General features: G+C 61.7%; 17 protein-coding genes. 8 read left to right on the forward strand and 9 right to left on the reverse strand.

The genetic code is table 11. The features are described from left to right. Positions 1–89: 89 nt before the first annotated feature. The gene (locus tag LPQ25_RS14870; RefSeq protein ID WP_002901974.1) at positions 90–944 is read left to right on the forward strand and encodes a LysR substrate-binding domain-containing protein; all 855 of its coding nucleotides are present in this window, start codon (positions 90–92) and stop codon (positions 942–944) included. An 89-nt stretch (positions 945–1,033) separates the two neighbouring features. On the opposite strand, the gene LPQ25_RS14875 is transcribed toward LPQ25_RS14870, so the two are convergent. The 6 genes from LPQ25_RS14875 to pspA form a co-directional block, all read right to left on the reverse strand. Next, a complete protein-coding gene (locus LPQ25_RS14875) occupies positions 1,034–2,095 on the reverse strand; it encodes a TIGR01620 family protein (protein WP_014907753.1) in 1,062 nt (353 codons plus the stop codon). Beyond that, on the reverse strand, positions 2,092–3,489 hold the full coding sequence (locus LPQ25_RS14880) for a YcjX family GTP-binding protein (RefSeq protein WP_002901917.1): 1,398 nt from the start codon (positions 3,487–3,489) through the stop codon (positions 2,092–2,094). Before LPQ25_RS14880 ends, LPQ25_RS14875 begins: the two co-directional genes overlap by 4 nt. Positions 3,490–3,591: 102 nt before the next feature. Further along, positions 3,592–3,810 carry a phage shock protein PspD gene (gene pspD, locus LPQ25_RS14885; protein ID WP_002901915.1) on the reverse strand — a complete coding sequence of 73 codons (219 nt, stop codon included), beginning with the start codon at positions 3,808–3,810 and terminating at the stop codon, positions 3,592–3,594. A gap of 28 nt (positions 3,811–3,838) precedes the next feature. Continuing rightward, positions 3,839–4,198, reverse strand: a complete 360-nt coding sequence (pspC, locus tag LPQ25_RS14890) for an envelope stress response membrane protein PspC (protein WP_002901913.1) — start codon at positions 4,196–4,198, stop codon at positions 3,839–3,841. Then, the gene (gene pspB / locus LPQ25_RS14895; RefSeq protein ID WP_002901911.1) at positions 4,198–4,422 is read right to left on the reverse strand and encodes an envelope stress response membrane protein PspB; all 225 of its coding nucleotides are present in this window, start codon (positions 4,420–4,422) and stop codon (positions 4,198–4,200) included. The genes pspC and pspB overlap by 1 nt, the downstream gene beginning before the upstream one ends. A 55-nt stretch (positions 4,423–4,477) precedes the next feature. Further along, positions 4,478–5,146 (reverse strand): phage shock protein PspA, encoded by a 669-nt coding sequence (gene pspA, locus LPQ25_RS14900; RefSeq protein ID WP_002901908.1) that lies wholly within the window; start codon positions 5,144–5,146, stop codon positions 4,478–4,480. A gap of 152 nt (positions 5,147–5,298) precedes the next feature. On the opposite strand from pspA, the gene pspF reads away from it, so the two are divergent. Beyond that, positions 5,299–6,288 carry a phage shock protein operon transcriptional activator gene (pspF, locus tag LPQ25_RS14905; RefSeq protein WP_009309090.1) on the forward strand — a complete coding sequence of 330 codons (990 nt, stop codon included), beginning with the start codon at positions 5,299–5,301 and terminating at the stop codon, positions 6,286–6,288. On the opposite strand, the gene LPQ25_RS14910 is transcribed toward pspF, so the two are convergent. Together LPQ25_RS14910 and LPQ25_RS14915 are read right to left on the reverse strand one after the other, a co-directional pair. Beyond that, positions 6,279–7,670, reverse strand: a complete 1,392-nt coding sequence (locus tag LPQ25_RS14910; RefSeq protein ID WP_014907754.1) for an MFS transporter — start codon at positions 7,668–7,670, stop codon at positions 6,279–6,281. The genes pspF and LPQ25_RS14910 overlap by 10 nt on opposite strands. Before the next feature lie 25 nt (positions 7,671–7,695). Next, on the reverse strand, positions 7,696–8,865 hold the full coding sequence (locus LPQ25_RS14915) for a M20 aminoacylase family protein (RefSeq protein ID WP_002901900.1): 1,170 nt from the start codon (positions 8,863–8,865) through the stop codon (positions 7,696–7,698). Positions 8,866–9,036: 171 nt separating this feature from the next. Here LPQ25_RS14915 and LPQ25_RS14920 point away from each other — a divergent pair, with 171 nt between their 5' ends. Next, complete coding sequence (locus tag LPQ25_RS14920; protein ID WP_014907755.1) at positions 9,037–11,358, forward strand: helix-turn-helix domain-containing protein; 2,322 nt, start codon at positions 9,037–9,039, stop codon at positions 11,356–11,358. Here the strand turns inward: LPQ25_RS14920 and LPQ25_RS14925 are convergent. Then, complete coding sequence (locus tag LPQ25_RS14925) at positions 11,325–12,167, reverse strand: helix-turn-helix transcriptional regulator (protein WP_014907756.1); 843 nt, start codon at positions 12,165–12,167, stop codon at positions 11,325–11,327. The two genes, LPQ25_RS14920 and LPQ25_RS14925, sit on opposite strands and share 34 nt — an antisense overlap. A 107-nt stretch (positions 12,168–12,274) precedes the next feature. On the opposite strand from LPQ25_RS14925, the gene LPQ25_RS14930 reads away from it, so the two are divergent. The 5 genes from LPQ25_RS14930 (at position 12,275) to sapD (ending at position 17,991) form a co-directional block, all read left to right on the forward strand. Continuing rightward, positions 12,275–13,183, forward strand: coding sequence for an SDR family oxidoreductase (locus LPQ25_RS14930; RefSeq protein WP_014907757.1), 909 nt, complete (start codon positions 12,275–12,277; stop codon positions 13,181–13,183). A gap of 333 nt (positions 13,184–13,516) precedes the next feature. After that, entirely contained in the window at positions 13,517–15,160 is a 1,644-nt protein-coding gene (gene sapA, locus LPQ25_RS14935; protein ID WP_015874697.1) for an ABC transporter substrate-binding protein SapA, read from the forward strand. Continuing rightward, on the forward strand, positions 15,157–16,122 hold the full coding sequence (sapB, locus tag LPQ25_RS14940) for a putrescine export ABC transporter permease SapB (RefSeq protein WP_002901816.1): 966 nt from the start codon (positions 15,157–15,159) through the stop codon (positions 16,120–16,122). The genes sapA and sapB overlap by 4 nt, the downstream gene beginning before the upstream one ends. Then, the gene (gene sapC, locus LPQ25_RS14945) at positions 16,109–16,999 is read left to right on the forward strand and encodes a putrescine export ABC transporter permease SapC (protein WP_004151901.1); all 891 of its coding nucleotides are present in this window, start codon (positions 16,109–16,111) and stop codon (positions 16,997–16,999) included. Before sapB ends, sapC begins: the two co-directional genes overlap by 14 nt. After that, positions 16,999–17,991, forward strand: a complete 993-nt coding sequence (gene sapD, locus LPQ25_RS14950) for a putrescine export ABC transporter ATP-binding protein SapD (protein WP_004140266.1) — start codon at positions 16,999–17,001, stop codon at positions 17,989–17,991. Before sapC ends, sapD begins: the two co-directional genes overlap by 1 nt. Position 17,992: the final 1 nt, after the last annotated feature.

The following is a 17,992-nucleotide window of genomic DNA, read 5'->3' on the forward strand; positions in this document are numbered from 1 at the left end:
TCGGCCTATGCATGAACTCAGTTAATGCATAAGGGAGACAATCTGTGCTTGAGCAACAAAGCATCCTTGCGCTGCTGCAGACCTTTGAGGTGACCGCCCGTCACCTGAGCTTTACCCTTGCCGCGCATGAAATGAACCTAACCCAGGGAGCGGTCAGCCATCGGATCCGCAGGCTGGAGATGCACATCGGGTTTCGCCTGTTTATCCGCATGACGCGTAAACTGGCGCTGACAGAGGAAGGTAAGCGGCTGCTGGCGACGTTAAGCCATTCGCTGCGGGCGATTAACGATGAAATTGAGGATATTCGCGATCAGGATCTGCGCGGCACGCTGCATATTGGTATTGCGCCGACGCTGGCCCATCTGTGGCTAATGCCGCGTCTGCCGCGCTTTCAGACGCAATGGCCGGGACTGAATCTGCAGTTTCGCGTGCGCGCCGGGGTGATGGATTTTAACGAGGAGCGGGTGGATCTGGCAATTTACTACGGCGCCACGCGCTATCCCGATCTTTATCAACAGCGGCTGATGGCGGAAAGTTTGCTCCCGGTCTGCTCCCCGCGTTATCGCCAGCAGTATCGTCCGCTGAGCGGCGGCGACCCGGCGGCGCTCGTCTGGATCCATGCGTGCGAATCCACCGACGTACAGGATCAATTTGCGGAATGGCGCCTGTGGTGCCAGCACAGCGGACAGGCGTTACCTTTTGACGGCCGGTATTACGCGGTGAATAACCACTCGCTGGCCATCGAGATGGCGCTCAATGGACTCGGCGTGGTGATGGGGCGTAAAACGCTGATCCAGCCGCTGCTCGACGCAGGCAGGCTGGTGGCCTTGTCTGAAAATGAAGCGCCCTCGCCCTTTGGCTATGACCTGATTTGTCCGCAGGAGAACCGTTCCCGCCCGCGCTTTCGCGCCTTCAGCGAGTGGCTGGCGGCGGAATGCGCCTAATCGAATATTGCCAGGGTGCGCGTGCCAGAGCTTGACGTCGAAGGCCGGGCAAGGCGAAGCCGCCGCCCGGCAATGTCTCTGAGCGGAGGTTACTTCTCCGGGCGGGTTTTGCTTTTCTGCAGGGTCTCTTTCAACTGCCCAATCAGCTCGCGCCGAAAATCGCCGAGTCGCGGTTTATCATCGGCGATCCACGGCAGCGGGCGGCACAGCTCCATCGCCTTGATCCCGAGACGGGCGGTCAGCAGGCCGGCGCCAATGCCCTGCGCGGCGCGCGCCGACAGCCGGGCCGCCAGATCCTGCGACATCCAGTCCATGCCCACCTCGCGCACCAGTTCGCTGGCGCCAGCGAAAGCGATATTGAGCAACACCAGGCGAAACAGTCGCAGACGGCTGTAATACCCGAGCTCAATGCCGTACAACGTGGCGATTCGGTTGATCAGCCGCAGGTTCCGCCAGGCGATAAACGCCATATCCACCAGCGCCAGCGGACTGACGGCAATCATCAGCGTCGACTCCGCCGCCGAACGGCTGATTTCCCGCCGCGCCTGGGCATCGAGCACCGGCTGCACCAGCTGCGCATAAAGGCTCACCACTTCGCGATCGCTTTGCGTTTCGTGGATCGCGGCATACCAGCGCTGCAGCGCCGGATGCGATTGATCCAGCCCGGCCTGCTGCGCCAGCTTCTCACAAAACGCTTTCGCTTTACCGACCGCGTGACTGTGCAGCATATCGCGCGCTTCATCGCGTTCGTGGGCGCGCTGGCGCAGTCGCCACAGACGGCGCCACTCGGTGGCCACAGATCCGACGCCGGCCCCGACGATCAGCGCCCCGGCGACGCAGCCGCCCAGCGCAATCCAGTCCTGGGTCTGCCAGGCGTTAGCCGTCCATTGCACGCCTTGCGCCACGACGCTGACGCCGAAGATCGCCAGTCCGGCGCTGACCATCCGCCGCCACAGGCTGCGTTTGGGTCGCAGAACCGACTCCACCACCGCTTCCGCCGCCCCCTCTTCCTCTTCGCCAGTCACCAGCCGCGCTGGCGCGAAGTTGTCGGCCTCCAGGGTGTCGAAGGCGCGAGCGCCTTTCAGCGGCGGAATTTTCTCCGCTTGCAGCGGCCCATCAAAATCAATCCGCGGTTTTAACGGTTCGCTCATCGCAGTTTATCTCCAATCAAAAATTCCAGCGCCGCGTCGAGACGAATGTGCGGCAAAGGCCGATCGACATCCATGACCTGCGGACGAAAGTTTTCAAACTGAAATCCCTGCTGCTGCCAGAAGGCCTGGCCCGGCAGGCGCGCCGGCACCTCACCGGGATAGATGGTCAACGGCTGGCCGTCGCTCAGGCGATTGCCGCGCAGGGCGGGAATTTTCTCGCCGTTCACCTCAATCAGCCCGCTCTGGGTCGCCTGAATGGACGCCAGCCCCAGGCAATCCATACTGATCCCTTCAAAGGCGGCGTTCTGCCACGCGTCCTGAATCAGTTGCTGCAGGAGCGACACCATATTGCTGTGCTGATCGATCGTGACGTGATCGGCTTTGGTAGCGGCAAACAGCAGCTTGTCGATGACGGGCGAGAACAACCGGCGAAACAAGGTGCGCTGCCCGTAATGGAAACTTTGCATCAGCTGGGTCAATGCCAGACGCATATCGTTAAACGCCTGCGGCCCGCTGTTGAGCGGCTGCAGACAGTCCACCAGCACAATCTGCCGGTCGAAGCGCAGGAAGTGCTCTTTGTAGAACCCCTTCACCACCCTTTCGCAATAGTATTTGTAACGTTCGCGCAGCATGCCGGCGTTGCTGTGTTTATCGGCCTGCGCCAGCTTGGCTTCGCCGACGGCGTCGACGTCGGGCCACGGGAAAAACTGCAGCGCCGGCGCGCCCGCCATTTCTCCGGGCAGGACAAAGCGCCCGGGTTGGATAAAGTGCAGCCCTTCACGCTTACAGGCGTGGAGATAGTCGGTCCAGGCGGCAGCGATATCCGCCAGCCGAGCCTCGTCGGCAGGGGCTAGCGGATCCAGCCCGGCGCACAGCTGCCGCCAGCGGGCCGACCACTCCGCACGCTGTCCCTGCAGGAGCCCGGTCATCTGTCGCGACCAGCTCAGATAATCCTGCGCCAGCATCGGCAGGTCGAGCAGCCACTCGCCCGGATAGTCGACAATCTCCAGATACAGCGTGGAGGTATCTTTAAAATGGCGCAGCAGGGAGTCATTCGAACGGTAGCGCAGCGCGAGACGGATCTCGCTCACCCCGCGCGTCGGGGTTGGCCACATGGGGGGCTGGCCGTACAGCTGGGCCAGCCCTTCGTCGTAGGTGAATCGGGGAATGCCAAAGTCCCGCTGCGGCACGCGCTTGACGCCGAGCAGCCGCTCTTCGCGTGCGGCGCTCAGCAGCGGCAGGCGGGCGCCGGTGTGGATATTCAACAGCTGGTTGACCAGCGCGGTGATAAACGCCGTTTTACCGCTCCGGCTCAGGCCGGTCACCGCCAGACGTAAATGCCGGTCAACCCCGCGGTTGACCAGCGCATTCAATTCAGTTTTCAGTCGCTTCATCGCCAGTCCGTTATGCCCTGAAGGTATGTCTCGTCATCATAAGCTATCTGCCGGGGATAAGCAGGACAACGTTAATCCTTTTGCGCCTTCCCCACGGCGGCATTATTTCATCCCGCGCGTGACGCGGTTGGCCAGCCGGCTGAGCAGCGGCTCCAGCGCCACCGCCAGCAGCATTTTCAGCGGCCGACGCGCGACCGATTTAACCGCCCAGCCGGCAACGCCCGCCGGGCCATAACGCAGCGCGGTCAGCAGCGCCAGCTTACCGACGATTTTCAGACCGGGTTTCACCTGCTGCCCGGCGCGTTGCCATTTGCTATTCATGCGTTGCCTCATTCGTTAGAAACAGGGTTTACAGCTGGCGAAAGCGGCTGCGCAGCGTAAAGGTGTCGGAGGTCACATACCGCTCCATTTCACGCAGACGCTGTTCACCGGAGGCCAGTTCGGCATCCACGGCGGCCAGCAGATCGCCATTGCTCGGCGCTTTATGACCGTACAGCTCGCTGTCCGGTATCGGATCCAGAGCAAAAGTCAAAATGATGTAGGCCACCAGGACAAAGAAAAAGAGGCCGAAAATCATCGCCAGCACGGTAATCAGGCGCACCAGCTTCACCGGGACATCAAGATGCTGAGCAATGCCCGCGCAGACGCCCTTTACCATCCCGCGCTGCGGGATACGCCACAGTTTTTTATTCAGATCCAGCCCGGCCATTATTTGTCCCTCCAGTTCGGATGTTCGGCGTCCAGGATCGCTTCCAGCGCCTGAATGCGTTCGCGCATCCGCTTCGCGTCATCGGTCAACTGCAGCAGCCGTTGCTGCTCATTTTGCGTCAGACTGCCGTTGGCGCCGCGATTGTTGTAGTGCAGCCACAGCCAGACCGGCAGAACAAACAGCACAAACAGCGTCAGCGGAATGGCGAGAAAAAGCATGCTCATGTGTACTCCTTACAGGGGGTGAGCCGCGGCGCAACGCCGCGCCGCGCAATCATACTTACTGGTTGGACTGATTCATTTTGGCTTTCAACGCCGCCAGCTGCTCGCTGATTTCATCGTCCGCTTTCAGTTCGGCAAACTGCTGATCCAGCGTCTGCTGCTTGCCAAAGCGGTGGCTCTCCGCTTCCGCTTCCATCTGATCGATGCGACGCTCAAAGGATTCAAAGCGCGCCATCGCCTCATCCAGTTTACCGCTGTCCAGCTGGCGACGCACATCGCGGGACGAACTCGCCGCCTGATGGCGCAGCGCCAGCGCCTGCTGACGGGCGCGGGTTTCGCTGAGTTTGTTCTCCAGCTCGCCAATCTCTTTTTTCATCCGCGCCAGGGTTTCATCCACCAGCTGCACTTCATGATCCAACTGAGCGATAAGGTCGGTCAGCTTTTGTTTTTCGATCAGCGCCGCCCGGGCCAGATCCTCTTTCTCTTTGCGCAGGGCCAGCTCGGCTTTTTCCTGCCATTCCGCCTGCTGGGCGACCGCCTGCTCAATACGACGGGACAGCTGTTTCTTTTCCGCCAGCGCGCGGGCCGATGTCGAACGCACCTCAACCAGCGTGTCTTCCATCTCCTGGATCATCAGACGCACCAGCTTTTGCGGGTCCTCCGCTTTCTCCAGCAGGGAGTTGATGTTGGCGTTCACGATGTCGGCAAAACGAGAAAAAATACCCATAATTTCAATCCTCATAGTTCTGGTTTCAGGCATTCACCTGTGGCTTAGCTAATACAAATGGCGTGCCAACTTTTTATCTTATTGATTTTAAACAGGGTGGTTGCGAAACGTGCTGGGCATTGCTACAGTCACCTGGTTAATTACACTACTTAATGGCGAAATTCATCATGGCGCAGTACAAGGATAATCTGCTGGGCGAGGCCAACAGCTTTCTCGAGGTGCTGGAACAGGTTTCCCGGCTGGCCCCGCTGGATAAACCGGTGCTGGTCATCGGCGAGCGCGGCACCGGGAAAGAGCTTATCGCTAACCGTCTCCACTACCTCTCCAGCCGCTGGCAGGGGCCGTTTATCTCGTTGAACTGCGCGGCGCTGAACGATAATCTGCTCGACTCGGAGCTGTTCGGCCACGAAGCCGGGGCTTTCACCGGGGCCAGCAAGCGCCATCCCGGGCGCTTCGAGCGCGCCGACGGCGGGACGCTGTTTCTCGATGAGCTGGCGACAGCCCCAATGCTGGTGCAGGAGAAGCTGTTAAGAGTGATTGAATATGGCGAGCTGGAGCGCGTGGGCGGCAGCCAGCCGCTGCAGGTTAACGTCCGGCTGGTGTGCGCCACCAACGCTGACCTGCCGCAGATGGTCGAGGAAGGTCATTTTCGCGCCGACCTGCTCGACCGCCTGGCCTTCGACGTGGTACAGCTCCCCCCGCTGCGCGACCGGCAGAGCGACATCATGTTGCTCGCCAACCAGTTTGCCATCCAGATGTGCCGCGAACTCGGTCTGCCGCTGTTTCCCGGCTTTAGCGAACGAGCGACCGCGACGCTGCTCGGCTACCGCTGGCCGGGGAATATTCGCGAACTGAAGAACGTGGTTGAGCGCTCGGTGTATCGCCACGGCGACAGCGAACATGAGCTGGACGCGATTATTATTAACCCTTTTCGTCAGTCCCCCGGCTCTCCGCCGGAAGCCGCGCCCGGCGATGAGCTGCCCGCGCTACCGCTGGATCTGCGCGATTTCCAGTTCCAGCAGGAAAAACGCCTGCTGCAGCGGAGTCTGGAGCAGGCGAAGTATCATCAGAAGCAGGCGGCGGAGCTGCTGGGATTAACCTATCACCAGCTCCGCGCGCTGCTGAAAAAGCATCAGCTGTGAGAGGCGCGCGGCAGCAGCAGCGCACTCACCGCCATCGCCCCCAGACATAAGACGGCGTTAAACCACAGGGCATACTGGGCGGCATGGGCCATGCCCAGCGGTAAAAACAGCGCGAAAAGTGACGCTGTCACGGCGATACCCATCGCCCCGCCCAGCGAGCTGCCCATCTTATAGATCCCCGAGGCGACGCCGATTTTGTTCTCCGGGGCATTGGCCACCGCGGTATCCGTCGATGGCGTGGCGTAGCAGCCCAGCCCGAGGCCAAACAGCACGTTGCTGGCGAACACCACCCCGATATACAGCGCCTTTTCGAGAAAGGTGCAGGATATCAGCGCGATGGCGATAGCGGTCAACACCGGACCGGCCATCATCGGCAGCCGGGCGCCATAGCGCTGCAGCAGCTTCTCGCCGACCCGGATCATCGCCAGGACGGTCACCAGATAGCCGAGGGTCATCATCCCGCTCTCCAGCGGCGTCAGGTGGTGCCCTTGCTGCAGCCAGATGCTGGCGATCATCATAGTGCCAATCGCCCCATTGAGCAGAAAGTTCGACAGCACTGCCGCACCGTAGGCCCGATTGCGAAACAGCGCAAAATCAATCAGCGCCGCCTCGCCTTTGCGCATGCCGTTGCGGATAAATATCGTCCCCGCCGCCAGCGTCCCGGCCAGCATGGTCAACGACAGCGGGCTGCTCCAGCCCCAGCCGTGGCCCTTGCTGATAAACAGATTCACCAGCACCAGCGCAACAATCAGGCTCAGCAGACCGCCGACGTCCAGCTTATGCTGGCTGGCGCTGGCGCTGCGGCTCTCCGGCGTGCCGCGCAGCAAAAACAGCGCCAGCAGGGCAACGGCGATCGAGAAGACGAAGATCCAGCGCCAGCCCAGTCCGGTGGCGATAGCCCCGCCAACGAAGGAACAGAGACCGCTGCCGCCCCACGAGCCGATGACCCAGAAGCTGACCGCCCGCTGCCGCGCACGCCCCTCATACCAGGTCTTAATCAGCGCCAGCGTCGCCGGCATAATGCAGGCCGCCGACAGCCCCTGCAGCACCCGGCCGGCGAGGAACAGCCCCGGTCCCTGAGCGACCACCAGCATGGCGCTGCCGACGATGCTCAGCCCCAGCCCGAGGGTGGTCATCCGCATCCGGCCAAACTTGTCCGCCAGGCCGCCGCTGGCGACCACGAAGCAGCCGCTGAACAGCGCGCTGAGACTGACGGCCAGGGTTAAGGTTTCAAGAGAGATATCAAGGCTGCTTTTCATCGCCGGCACCACGTTAATCACCGACTGGGCGAACAGCCAGAAGGTTAAAACGCTTAACACAATCCCCACCAGCAGGCGATCGTTGCCGACAAACGGGGTGTCGCTTATTGTGACAGTGCTCATCGCATGGCCCTCCCGTTTCTCGTGATTAGCGCAGATAGCGTTCCGTCAGGCCGCACCACAGCGCCGCGCCGGTCAGCAACAGCGCGTCGTTGAAGTCATACCCCGGGTTATGCACCATGCAGCGATCCGGCTCATCGCCGGCGCCGATGGTGAAATAGCTGCCATGCGGGTGCTGCTCCAGCATGAAGGCAAAATCTTCACTGCCCATAAACGGCTTCACCTCGCCCACCTGCTCTGCGCCAAACAGCGCTGTCGCCACCTCCCGCACCATGGCGTTCGTCGCCGGATCGTTACGCAACACCGGACTGCCGTTGACGTGGGTCAGCGTGGCGGTGGCATTGAAGCTCTCCGCCTGGGCCACGGCGATATCATGGATCCGCTGCAGCACGGTCTCGCGCACCTGCTCATTGAGGGTGCGCACCGTGAGCTTCATCAGCACGTGATCGTTAATGATATTGGGCGCATGACCGGCCTGGATGCTGCCGACGGTCACCACCGCCGGTTCAAACGGGGTGATATTGCGCGAGACAATGGACTGTAGCGCGAGGGTAATATGGCAGGCCACCAGCGTGGCATCCACCGTATGCTCCGGCACCGCGCCGTGGCCGCCAACGCCCTTCACTTCAATATGCAGCGTATCGGAGGAGGCCATCATCGCCCCGTCGCGCAGGCCGATCTTGCCCAACGGCTGACCCGGCATATTGTGCAGGCCGAAGATGGCGTCGCAGGGGAACTGATCAAACAGACCGTCCTCGACCATTACCCGCCCGCCGTACAGCAACTCTTCCGCGGGCTGGAAAATCAGCTGCAGCGTGCCGGTAAACTGGCGGGTGCGCGCCAGGTATTCAGCTGCGTAGAGCAGCGTGGTGGTGTGCCCGTCATGGCCGCAGCCGTGAAAGCGCCCTTCAACCTGGCTTGCCCACGGCTTACCGCTCCGCTCCTGCATCGGCAGGGCATCCATATCCGCCCGCAGGCCAAGGCGTTTTTTCCCCTCGCCGACGCGCAGCGTGCCCACCACTCCGGTGCCCGCCAGGCCGCGGTGAACCTCGTATCCCCACTCGCCAAGCAGTCGGGCGACCTCGCTGCTGGTCTGGTGCTCTTCAAAGCCGATCTCCGGCTGCTGGTGGAACCGACGACGCAGAGCGATAAATTGCGCCTCGTTAACCTGCAATGCTTCTAGCAACGGATGTGTCATTTTTGTTATTCCTGTGTTGTGTTTGCACGACACTTTCGAGTTTATGCGGGTGGCTCAGCTTGCAGGCGCGCTTTTTTGTTTTATATTGACGAAAAATCAATGAGTGTTTTTCATACATATCGGTTATGACAAAAAACAACCGGTTGTTTTTTGTCTACAGAGGAGAGCCATGTGGAGCAGCATTCAGGCGACTTTAGCGTCACCGTACGCGATGTGCGTCAGCTGACCCAGCAGGAAAGCGATCTGCTGACGCTGCTGTGGGTGCTGGAGGGAAGCGTAAATCTGGCGGTGGCGGAAGGTGCGTCGCAGCCGCTCGTCGCCGACGGGCTGGCGATCGTTAACCGCAACCGTCGCTGGAGCCTGCGCAGCGCCGGGGCCAACGCCGTGATGATCCTCACCCTCTCCGCCAGCTGGCTGGCCCGCCTCGATAATGCCTTTTTTGCCGTCGATTACCAGATAACGCCGCGCACCCGGGATGCCGATGACGGCCTGCGTCGCCTGATGCGCCAGCTGCTGGTGAGCGGCCTGGTCAATCATCCTGGCCATTACCGACTGGAGGCCAACCGCTGGCTGAGTGAGATAGCGCTGCTGCTGGCCACGCGCTTTAGCCAGCCCATCGCCTCCACGCCCCGGCGCGATACCGAAAAATGGAGCCGGAGAATAGCCAGCGTGGTGGCGCGGATCGACGCTAACTATCAGCGTCGCCTCTCGTTGCAGGAGGTGGCGGCCGCGGAATTTGTCTCCGAGGCCTGGCTGTCACGCTTATTTCGCAAAGAGGTCGGGGTAAGTTTTGTCCAGTACCTCACCGCGCTGCGCCTGCGCCACGCCGCCGACCAGCTATTAACCACCCGCAAAACCGTCCAGCAAATCGCCCGCGAACAGGGATTCGCCAGTACGCGAATGATGAGCGATTTGTTTAAGCGCCAGCACGGCGTGACGCCGCGCCAGTATCGTGAACAGCATCCTCTGGAGCTTGCCCGACCGCGCCCGCCGCAGGCCGATCGCTGGCAGCCGGTGGCGGCCGACCGGCTGTATGCGCGACTCAATGAGCCGGAACCACGCGACCGGGAAAGTCCCCCCCTGCCGATCAACCCACCGCAGACCCGGGAGATCAATCTGCGCGATCGTCCAGCGCGCCCCGTAGCGCTGCGCCATACCCGGATGGTGGTGACCGTGCGCGAACTGGACGATCTGCTGCGCGAAGATGTGCGCCGGGAACTCGAACAGCTGCACCACGCCCTGCCGGTGTATGCCATCGATATCAACGATCCCTTTCTCAGCAGTCGGCTGTTCGGCACCGGCTGGGACGATCCGCAGATGGCCGGCTACGCCTGCTGGTACAACCTGCAGCAGATTTTTAGCTGGCTGGCGGCGATGGGCTGGCAGGTGATCCTGCACACCGGCGTCACCACCCGCAGTGACCTGCTGCAGCGCTTCCTGCAGCTCGCCGCCAACCATTTTCCGCCAGCCACGCTCAACAGCTGGCGCTTTGTCTGGCACTGGTCGCCGCAGGCCAGCGAAGCTGCGCGCCAGGCCGCCTGGCGGCAGCAGCGCGGGGTCCTTCATCGCCTGCTGCCGCAGCCGCAGCTGGGGATCTGGCACCGCTTTGCTCCCAGCGATCCCGGGAACGATCCGCTGTTCCACTCGCCGCTGCTGGCAGAGGCGGATTTTCTCGCCTGCCAGGCAGATGCCAACGAACAGCTGGATCTGGCCCAGGTTGACAGCAGCCGCCTGGCCTCCAGTGAACATTATCCGCTGCACAAGTTGCGGCAGATCCACAGCGCCCTGCGCCAGCGTCAGCTCAACCTGCCGCTGTGGCTGCTCTCCTGGAATACGCTGACCGGCGATACGCGGGATACCAACGGCCGCTTTTTTCGCGGCGCGCTGCTGATGGATAATCTGCTGGGGGTGGCGGACCAGGTCTGGCTGGCGGGCTTCTGGTTAAATTCAGGCCTCCAGGGCGAAGCTCGCGCCAACGGCAAGCTCGATACCTCCAGCCTGGCGCTGCACTATCTGCACGGCCTGCCGCGCCCGGTTTACTGGGTACTCTGGCTCTGGCGGCGGCTGCGCGGCGAGATCTTGGTTCACGATAAAAACCTGCTGCTGCTCCACCACCAGGGTCACTACCAGCTGCTGCTGCGCAATACGGTGGTCTACAATCCCTGGCTCTCCAGCGAAGCGGCCTTTATCCAGCGCTTCAGCCAGCCCTACAGCGTGCGGCTGCAGGGCCTGGATGGCAGCTGGCGCATCAAACAGCACCTGTTCGATCAGCACCACGGCGCGTTGTTCCCGCTGGTGGACGCCTTTCGCAGCCGCAGCGGCCCTGACGCCGAGGATTATCAGTGGCTGATGCATCAGGCCCGTCCGGCGCTCAGCGTGGATGAAGCCAGGCTCGATGGCTATTGGCTGCGGATCGACTCGCTGCAGAGCAATGCGCTGGTGCTGTATGAATTTACCCCTCAGCTCTCCTCCGGCGCGGATCCCGCCCCCTGAAGTAAACCGTGAATTTTCCGCTGGCTCTCCGTCGTTGCCGGATTAAAGACCAGCAGGGAAAGATCGGGACGGCCCTCCACGGCAAAGGAGGTAAATTCCAGGTCGAGCGGACCCATCTGCGGGTGGTTAATGCGCTTATAGCCTTCTCCATGAACGGCGACGTCATGGCTTTGCCAAAAACGGGCGAACTCGACGCTCTGCTGGCTGAGCTCCGCGATCAACTGGTCAGTTTCTTTCGTGGCGCCCATCCGCGTGACGTCGGCGCGGAAGGCGTTGACGATAAGCTGCCCCACCCTCTGCCAGTCCTCCAGAGTGCAGCGGGCCTCCGGCCGGGTAAACAGGCGGCGCAGCACGTTGCGCTCCGCCAGCGGCAGTTGGCTGTAGTCGGTCAGCACCCTGGCCGCCGGCGCGTTCCAGGCGATGACGTCCCAGCTGGCGGTGCGGATAATCGCCGGAATGGTGAAAGCGTCAAGCACCCGCTGCAGCCGCGGCGTCATATCATCCGTCACCGTCAGACGCGTCTGCGGCGGATGGCCAAAGGCGAGAATAAACAGATGCTCGCGCTCCGGGGTGGTCAGCCGCAGACCGCGGGCGATCCGCTCCAGCACCTCGCGGGAAGGCGCCCCGCCGCGCCCCTGTTCAAGCCAGGTATACCAGGTCGGGCTGATGCTGGCGAGCTGCGCGACCTCTTCGCGGCGCAGCCCCGGGGTGCGCCGGCGTCCCGCCGGGAAGCCAAACGTTGCCGGATCGAGACGCTGGCGGCGGGCGCGGAGAAAATCGCCTAAAGCATGGTTGTCAGAAGTGTTCATCATCTGCCTGTGGGTTCTGCCTGTTAGAATTTATACCCCGATAATGTCTCTACTTTTATAGTATGACATCGCAGGTAGGATACGCCTGAAACCCATTCAGGAGATCCATGATGCGTATATTTCTTACCGGCGCGAGCGGATTTATCGGCTCACGTATTCTTCCGGCGCTGCAGGCGTCGGGCCATCAGGTTATCGGCCTCGCGCGCAGCGAAAGCACCGCACAGGCCCTGAAGGCGGCCGGCGCCGAGGTGCATCGCGGCACGCTGGATGCCCCGGAGTCGCTGCTGGCTGGCGTCGGGAACGCCGACGCGGTGATCCATACCGCCTTCGACCACGACTTCAGCCGCTTTGCCGCTAACTGCGAGAAAGACCGCCAGGCGATCCTGGCCCTGGGCCAGGCGCTGCGAGGCAGCACGCGGCCGCTGGTGATCACCTCCGGCACGCTGATGGGCGACGACGGGAGCGGCGCCCCGGCCCGGGAGTCGTTCTTCAACTCAGCGCACCCCAGCCCGCGCACCGCCTCAGAGCTCGCCGGCCAGCAGTTGCTGGAGGCGGGAGTGGATGTCAGGGTGGTCCGCTTACCGCAGGTGCATGACACCGTGCGTCAGGGACTGCTGACCTGCTACATCGAACGCGCGATCGCCAACGGGGCGGTAGCCCTGCGCGGCGAGGGAAGCAACCGCTGGTCAGCCGCCCATGTCGATGACGTCGCACGTCTGTATGTCAGCGCGCTGCTTCAGGGCGCGGCCGGCGAGCGCTATCATGCGGTGGCCGAAGAGGGGATCGCATTACGCGATATTGCCGCGGTAATTGCCCACGGATTAAACCTGCCGCTGACCCACCTGGATGAGTCGCAGGTCGACGCCTGGTTCGGCTGGTTTGCGCCGTTCACCGCCCTTGACCTGCGCGCCAGCTCGGCATGGACCCGCGAGCGCTTGCAGTGGCAGCCGGTTGGCCCCGGGCTGCTGGAGGACCTGCAGAACATGGACTATCATAAAGTGACACTGTCACAATAATCGAAACACGCTCCCCCTGTATCACACCCGACGGGTACGGCTAGTCGCCCGTCGGGTCATCGGCTTTCTCCCCGCTATACTGAATCTATTCTCTAGCGTCCGCACGCCGTCGCCGTTTGGTCAACCGCGGCCAAACAGAGCTGACTGGCGATATCGGCGATAAAAAGTTACCATGTTTCACTATACAGACTCGGTTCCGCGACTATTTTAATCAATTGACTGAATACTATACGCACCCGGTAACCGCATTATCCCTCAGGCTTGTTGAAGGCGGTGGTGAATGTCTATTAATCTTAATAAGATAGAGTTCAGCTCTATAATCAAACAGAAAATATGCGCCTGAAATTGTCATCTCTCCTGGCAGCCGTTTCCGTGCTGTGTGGGCAAGCTTTTGCCGCCCCTGCGCTCCCCGACCGCGCCGATATCCGCGATAGCGGTTTCGTCTATTGCGTCAGCGGCCAGGTTAATACCTTTAACCCGCAGAAAGTCAGCAGCGGCCTGATTGTCGATACGCTGGCCGCTCAGATCTACGATCGTCTGCTTGACGTCGATCCCTATACCTACCGGCTGGTCCCCGAGCTGGCGGAGAGCTGGGAAGTTCTCGATAACGGCGCCACCTACCGCTTTCACCTGCGCCGCCACGTCCCGTTTCAACGCACGGCGTGGTTTACCCCGACGCGGGACTTTAATGCCGATGACGTCATTTTTACCTTTGGCCGTATTTTTAACCGCGACCATCCGTGGCACAACGTCAACGGCAGCAGCTTCCCCTACTTCGACAGTCTGCAGTTTGCTGACAGCGTGGAGAGCGTCCGCAAGCTGGATAATCAGACCGTGGAGTTTCGCCTCAAGCGGCCGGACGCCTCGTTCCTCTGGCATCTGGCCACCCACTATGCGTCAATTACCTCTGCCGAATATGCCGCCCGCTTAACGCAGGACGACCGCCAGGAGCAACTGGACCGCCAGCCGGTTGGCACCGGCCCGTTCCAGCTATCCGATTACCGCTCCGGACAATATGTTCGCCTGCAGCGCCACCCCGGCTACTGGCGCGGCAAACCGTTGATGCCCCAGGTGGTGGTCGACCTTGGCTCCGGCGGCACCGGCCGCCTGTCGAAACTGCTGACCGGAGAATGCGACGTGCTGGCCTGGCCAGCCGCCAGCCAGTTGACGATCCTGCGTGACGACCCGCGCCTGCGCCTGACGCTGCGCCCGGGAATGAACATCGCCTGGCTGGCCTTCAACACCGCCAAGCCGCCGCTGGATAACCCTGAGGTGCGCCATGCCCTGGCGCTGGCGATTAACAACCAGCGCCTGATGCAGTCCATCTACTATGGCACCGCGGAGACAGCGGCGTCCATGCTGCCGCGGGCCTCGTGGGCCTACGATAATGACGCTAAAATTACCGAATATAATCCGCAGGAGGCCCGCGCCCGCCTGAAAGCCCTGGGGCTGGAAAACCTGACCCTCAAGCTGTGGGTGCCCACCAGCTCGCAGGCGTGGAATCCCAGCCCGCTGAAAACGGCGGAGCTTATCCAGGCGGATATGGCGCAGATTGGCGTTAAGGTGATTATTGTGCCGGTAGAGGGACGTTTCCAGGAGGCGCGCCTGATGGACATGAGCCACGACCTGACGCTCTCCGGCTGGGCGACGGACAGTAACGATCCGGACAGTTTCTTCCGACCGCTGCTGAGCTGCGCGGCCATCGCCTCGCAAACCAACTTTGCCCACTGGTGTAACCGGGAGTTTGACGACGTGCTGCAAAAAGCGCTGCTCTCGCAGCAGCTCTCCTCGCGGATGGACGCTTACAAAGAGGCGCAGCGGATCCTCGCCCGCGAACTGCCGGTCCTGCCGCTGGCCTCGTCGCTGCGGCTGCAGGCCTACCGCTATGATATGAAAGGCCTGGTGCTCAGCCCTTTCGGTAACGCTTCGTTCGCTGGCGTATCGAGGGAAAATACCGAAGAGGTGAAAAAGCCATGATTATTTTTACCCTGCGCCGTCTGCTGCTGCTGCTGATCACCCTCTTTTTTCTGACCTTTGTCGGTTTCAGCCTGAGCTATTTCACCCCTCATGCCCCACTGCAGGGCGCTTCCCTGTGGAATGCGTGGCTGTTCTGGTTTGAAGGGGTGCTGCACTGGGATTTCGGCGTCTCCAGCATTAACGGCCAGCTGATTTCTGAGCAGTTGCGCGAGGTGTTCCCGGCGACCATGGAGCTGTGCATCCTCGCCTTCGGCTTTGCCCTGCTGATAGGCATTCCGGTGGGGATGATCGCCGGCGTAATGCGCAATAAATGGCCCGATACCCTGATCAGCGCCGTCGCGCTGGTCGGTTTCTCGATCCCGGTCTTCTGGCTGGCGCTGCTCCTGACCCTCTTCTTTTCCCTGACCCTCGGCTGGCTTCCGGTCTCCGGTCGCTTCGATCTGCTGTATGAGGTGAAAAACGTCACCGGTTTCGCGCTGATCGACGCCTGGCTTTCGGACTCGCCGTGGCGCCATGAGATGATCGTCAGCGCCGCCCGGCATATGGTGCTGCCGGTATTGACCCTGGCGGTCGCCCCCACCACTGAAGTGATCCGCCTGATGCGCATTAGCACCAGCGAGGTGTATGACACTAACTATGTAAAAGCGGCCGCCACCCGCGGCGTGTCGCGACGCAAAATTCTACTGCGCCATGTGCTGCACAACGCCCTGCCGCCGGTGATCCCGCGTCTCGGCCTGCAGTTTTCCACCATGCTCACCCTGGCGATGATCACTGAGATGGTGTTCAGCTGGCCTGGACTGGGCCGCTGGCTGATCAACGCCATTCGCCAGCAGGACTACGCGGCGATCTCCGCCGGAGTGATGGTGATTGGCGCGCTGGTGATTATTGTCAACGTGATTTCCGATATTCTCGGTGCCATGGCTAACCCACTGAAACATAAGGAATGGTATGCCCTACGATAGCGTTTATCTGGAAAAGCGTCCGCCCGGCGCGCTGCGCACCGTATGGCGTAAGTTCTATGGCGACACCACGGCGATGATCGGTCTGTACGGCTGCGCGGGCCTGCTGCTGCTCTGCGTCTTCGGCGGCTGGTTCGCCCCCTACGGCATCGACCAGCAGTTCCTCGGCTACCAGCTGTTGCCGCCGTCGTGGTCGCGCTATGGCGAAGTCTCCTTCTTTCTGGGAACCGATGACCTCGGCCGCGATGTGCTGAGCCGACTGCTGAGCGGCGCGGCGCCCACCGTCGGCGGCGCTTTTGTCGTCACCCTCGGCGCCACGCTGTTTGGTCTGGTGCTGGGCGTGATTGCCGGATCGACCCACGGCCTGCGCTCGGCGGTGATGAACCATATCCTCGACACCCTGCTCTCCATCCCCTCGCTGCTGCTGGCGATTATCGTCGTCGCCTTTGCCGGGCCGCATCTCAGCCATGCGATGTTCGCCGTCTGGCTGGCGCTGCTGCCGCGCATGGTGCGCTCCGTCTACAGCATGGTCCACGATGAGCTGGAGAAAGAGTACATCATCGCCGCCCGCCTCGACGGCGCCTCGACGCTGAATATTCTGCTGTTCGCCATCCTGCCCAATATCGCCTCCGGCCTGGTGACCGAGATCACTCGCGCCCTGTCGATGGCCATTCTGGATATTGCCGCGCTGGGCTTTCTTGATCTCGGCGCCCAGCTGCCTTCGCCGGAATGGGGAGCCATGCTGGGCGATGCGCTGGAGCTTATCTATGTGGCGCCGTGGACCGTGATGCTCCCCGGGGCGGCGATTATGCTCAGCGTACTGCTGGTCAACCTGCTGGGCGACGGTATTCGCCGGGCGATCATTGCCGGGGTAGAATAATGCCGTTACTCGATATTCGTCACTTAACCATTGAATTTAAAACCAGCGAAGGCTGGGTAAAAGCCGTCGATCGCGTCAGCCTGACGCTGACCGAAGGCGAAATCCGCGGCCTGGTGGGGGAATCCGGCTCCGGGAAAAGCCTTATTGCCAAAGCTATCTGCGGCGTGACCAAAGACAACTGGCGGGTCACGGCCGACCGCATGCGCTTCGATGACATTGACCTGCTGCGACTGTCGAACCGCGAGCGCCGGAAGCTGATCGGCCATAACGTGTCGATGATTTTTCAGGAGCCCCAGTCGTGCCTCGATCCCTCTGAGCGCATCGGCCAGCAGCTGATTCAGAGTATCCCCGGCTGGACCTACAAGGGCCGCTGGTGGCAACGGCTGGGCTGGCGCAAGCGCCGGGCCATCGAGCTGTTGCACCGCGTCGGCATTAAAGATCACAAAGATGCCATGCGCAGCTTCCCTTATCAGCTGACCGAGGGCGAGTGCCAGAAGGTGATGATCGCCATCGCCCTGGCCAACCAGCCGCGTCTGCTGATTGCCGACGAGCCGACCAACGCCATGGAGCCGACCACCCAGGCGCAGATTATTCGCCTGCTGACGCGGCTCAACCAGAACAACAACACCACCATCTTGCTGATCAGCCATGACCTGCAAATGCTCAGCAAATGGGCGGATAAAATCAACGTCATGTACTGCGGGCAGACGGTGGAGAGCGGGCCCAGCGAAGAGCTGATCACTCTCCCACATCACCCCTACACCCAGGCGTTAATCCGCGCGATCCCGGATTTCGGTAGCGCCATGCCGCATAAAAGTCGCCTCAACACCCTGCCTGGAGCGATCCCGCTGCTGGAGCAGTTGCCTATCGGCTGTCGGCTAGGGCCGCGCTGCCCGTACGCCCAGCGCGAGTGTATCGAAACGCCGCGTCTTACCGGGGCGCGCAACCATCTGTACGCCTGTCATTTCCCGTTGAACATGGAGAAAGAGTGAA

This window comes from Klebsiella sp. KPN54798, from assembly GCF_021184225.1.
Classification (GTDB): Bacteria; Pseudomonadota; Gammaproteobacteria; order Enterobacterales; family Enterobacteriaceae; genus Klebsiella; species Klebsiella pneumoniae.

Excerpts from the sequence above, each read along its gene's own strand:
- LPQ25_RS14875 (WP_014907753.1), bottom strand. The coding sequence starts at position 2,095 with ATGAGCGAACCGTTAAAACCGCGGATTGATTTTGATGGGCCGCTGCAA.
- LPQ25_RS14880 (WP_002901917.1), bottom strand. The coding sequence starts at position 3,489 with ATGAAGCGACTGAAAACTGAATTGAATGCGCTGGTCAACCGCGGGGTT.
- pspD (WP_002901915.1), bottom strand. The coding sequence starts at position 3,810 with ATGAATAGCAAATGGCAACGCGCCGGGCAGCAGGTGAAACCCGGTCTG.
- pspC (WP_002901913.1), bottom strand. The coding sequence starts at position 4,198 with ATGGCCGGGCTGGATCTGAATAAAAAACTGTGGCGTATCCCGCAGCGC.
- pspB (WP_002901911.1), bottom strand. The coding sequence starts at position 4,422 with ATGAGCATGCTTTTTCTCGCCATTCCGCTGACGCTGTTTGTGCTGTTT.
- pspA (WP_002901908.1), bottom strand. The coding sequence starts at position 5,146 with ATGGGTATTTTTTCTCGTTTTGCCGACATCGTGAACGCCAACATCAAC.
- pspF (WP_009309090.1), top strand. The coding sequence starts at position 5,299 with ATGGCGAAATTCATCATGGCGCAGTACAAGGATAATCTGCTGGGCGAG.
- LPQ25_RS14910 (WP_014907754.1), bottom strand. The coding sequence starts at position 7,670 with ATGAGCACTGTCACAATAAGCGACACCCCGTTTGTCGGCAACGATCGC.
- LPQ25_RS14915 (WP_002901900.1), bottom strand. The coding sequence starts at position 8,865 with ATGACACATCCGTTGCTAGAAGCATTGCAGGTTAACGAGGCGCAATTT.
- LPQ25_RS14925 (WP_014907756.1), bottom strand. The coding sequence starts at position 12,167 with ATGAACACTTCTGACAACCATGCTTTAGGCGATTTTCTCCGCGCCCGC.
- LPQ25_RS14930 (WP_014907757.1), top strand. The coding sequence starts at position 12,275 with ATGATGCGTATATTTCTTACCGGCGCGAGCGGATTTATCGGCTCACGT.
- sapA (WP_015874697.1), top strand. The coding sequence starts at position 13,517 with ATGCGCCTGAAATTGTCATCTCTCCTGGCAGCCGTTTCCGTGCTGTGT.
- sapB (WP_002901816.1), top strand. The coding sequence starts at position 15,157 with ATGATTATTTTTACCCTGCGCCGTCTGCTGCTGCTGCTGATCACCCTC.
- sapC (WP_004151901.1), top strand. The coding sequence starts at position 16,109 with ATGCCCTACGATAGCGTTTATCTGGAAAAGCGTCCGCCCGGCGCGCTG.
- sapD (WP_004140266.1), top strand. The coding sequence starts at position 16,999 with ATGCCGTTACTCGATATTCGTCACTTAACCATTGAATTTAAAACCAGC.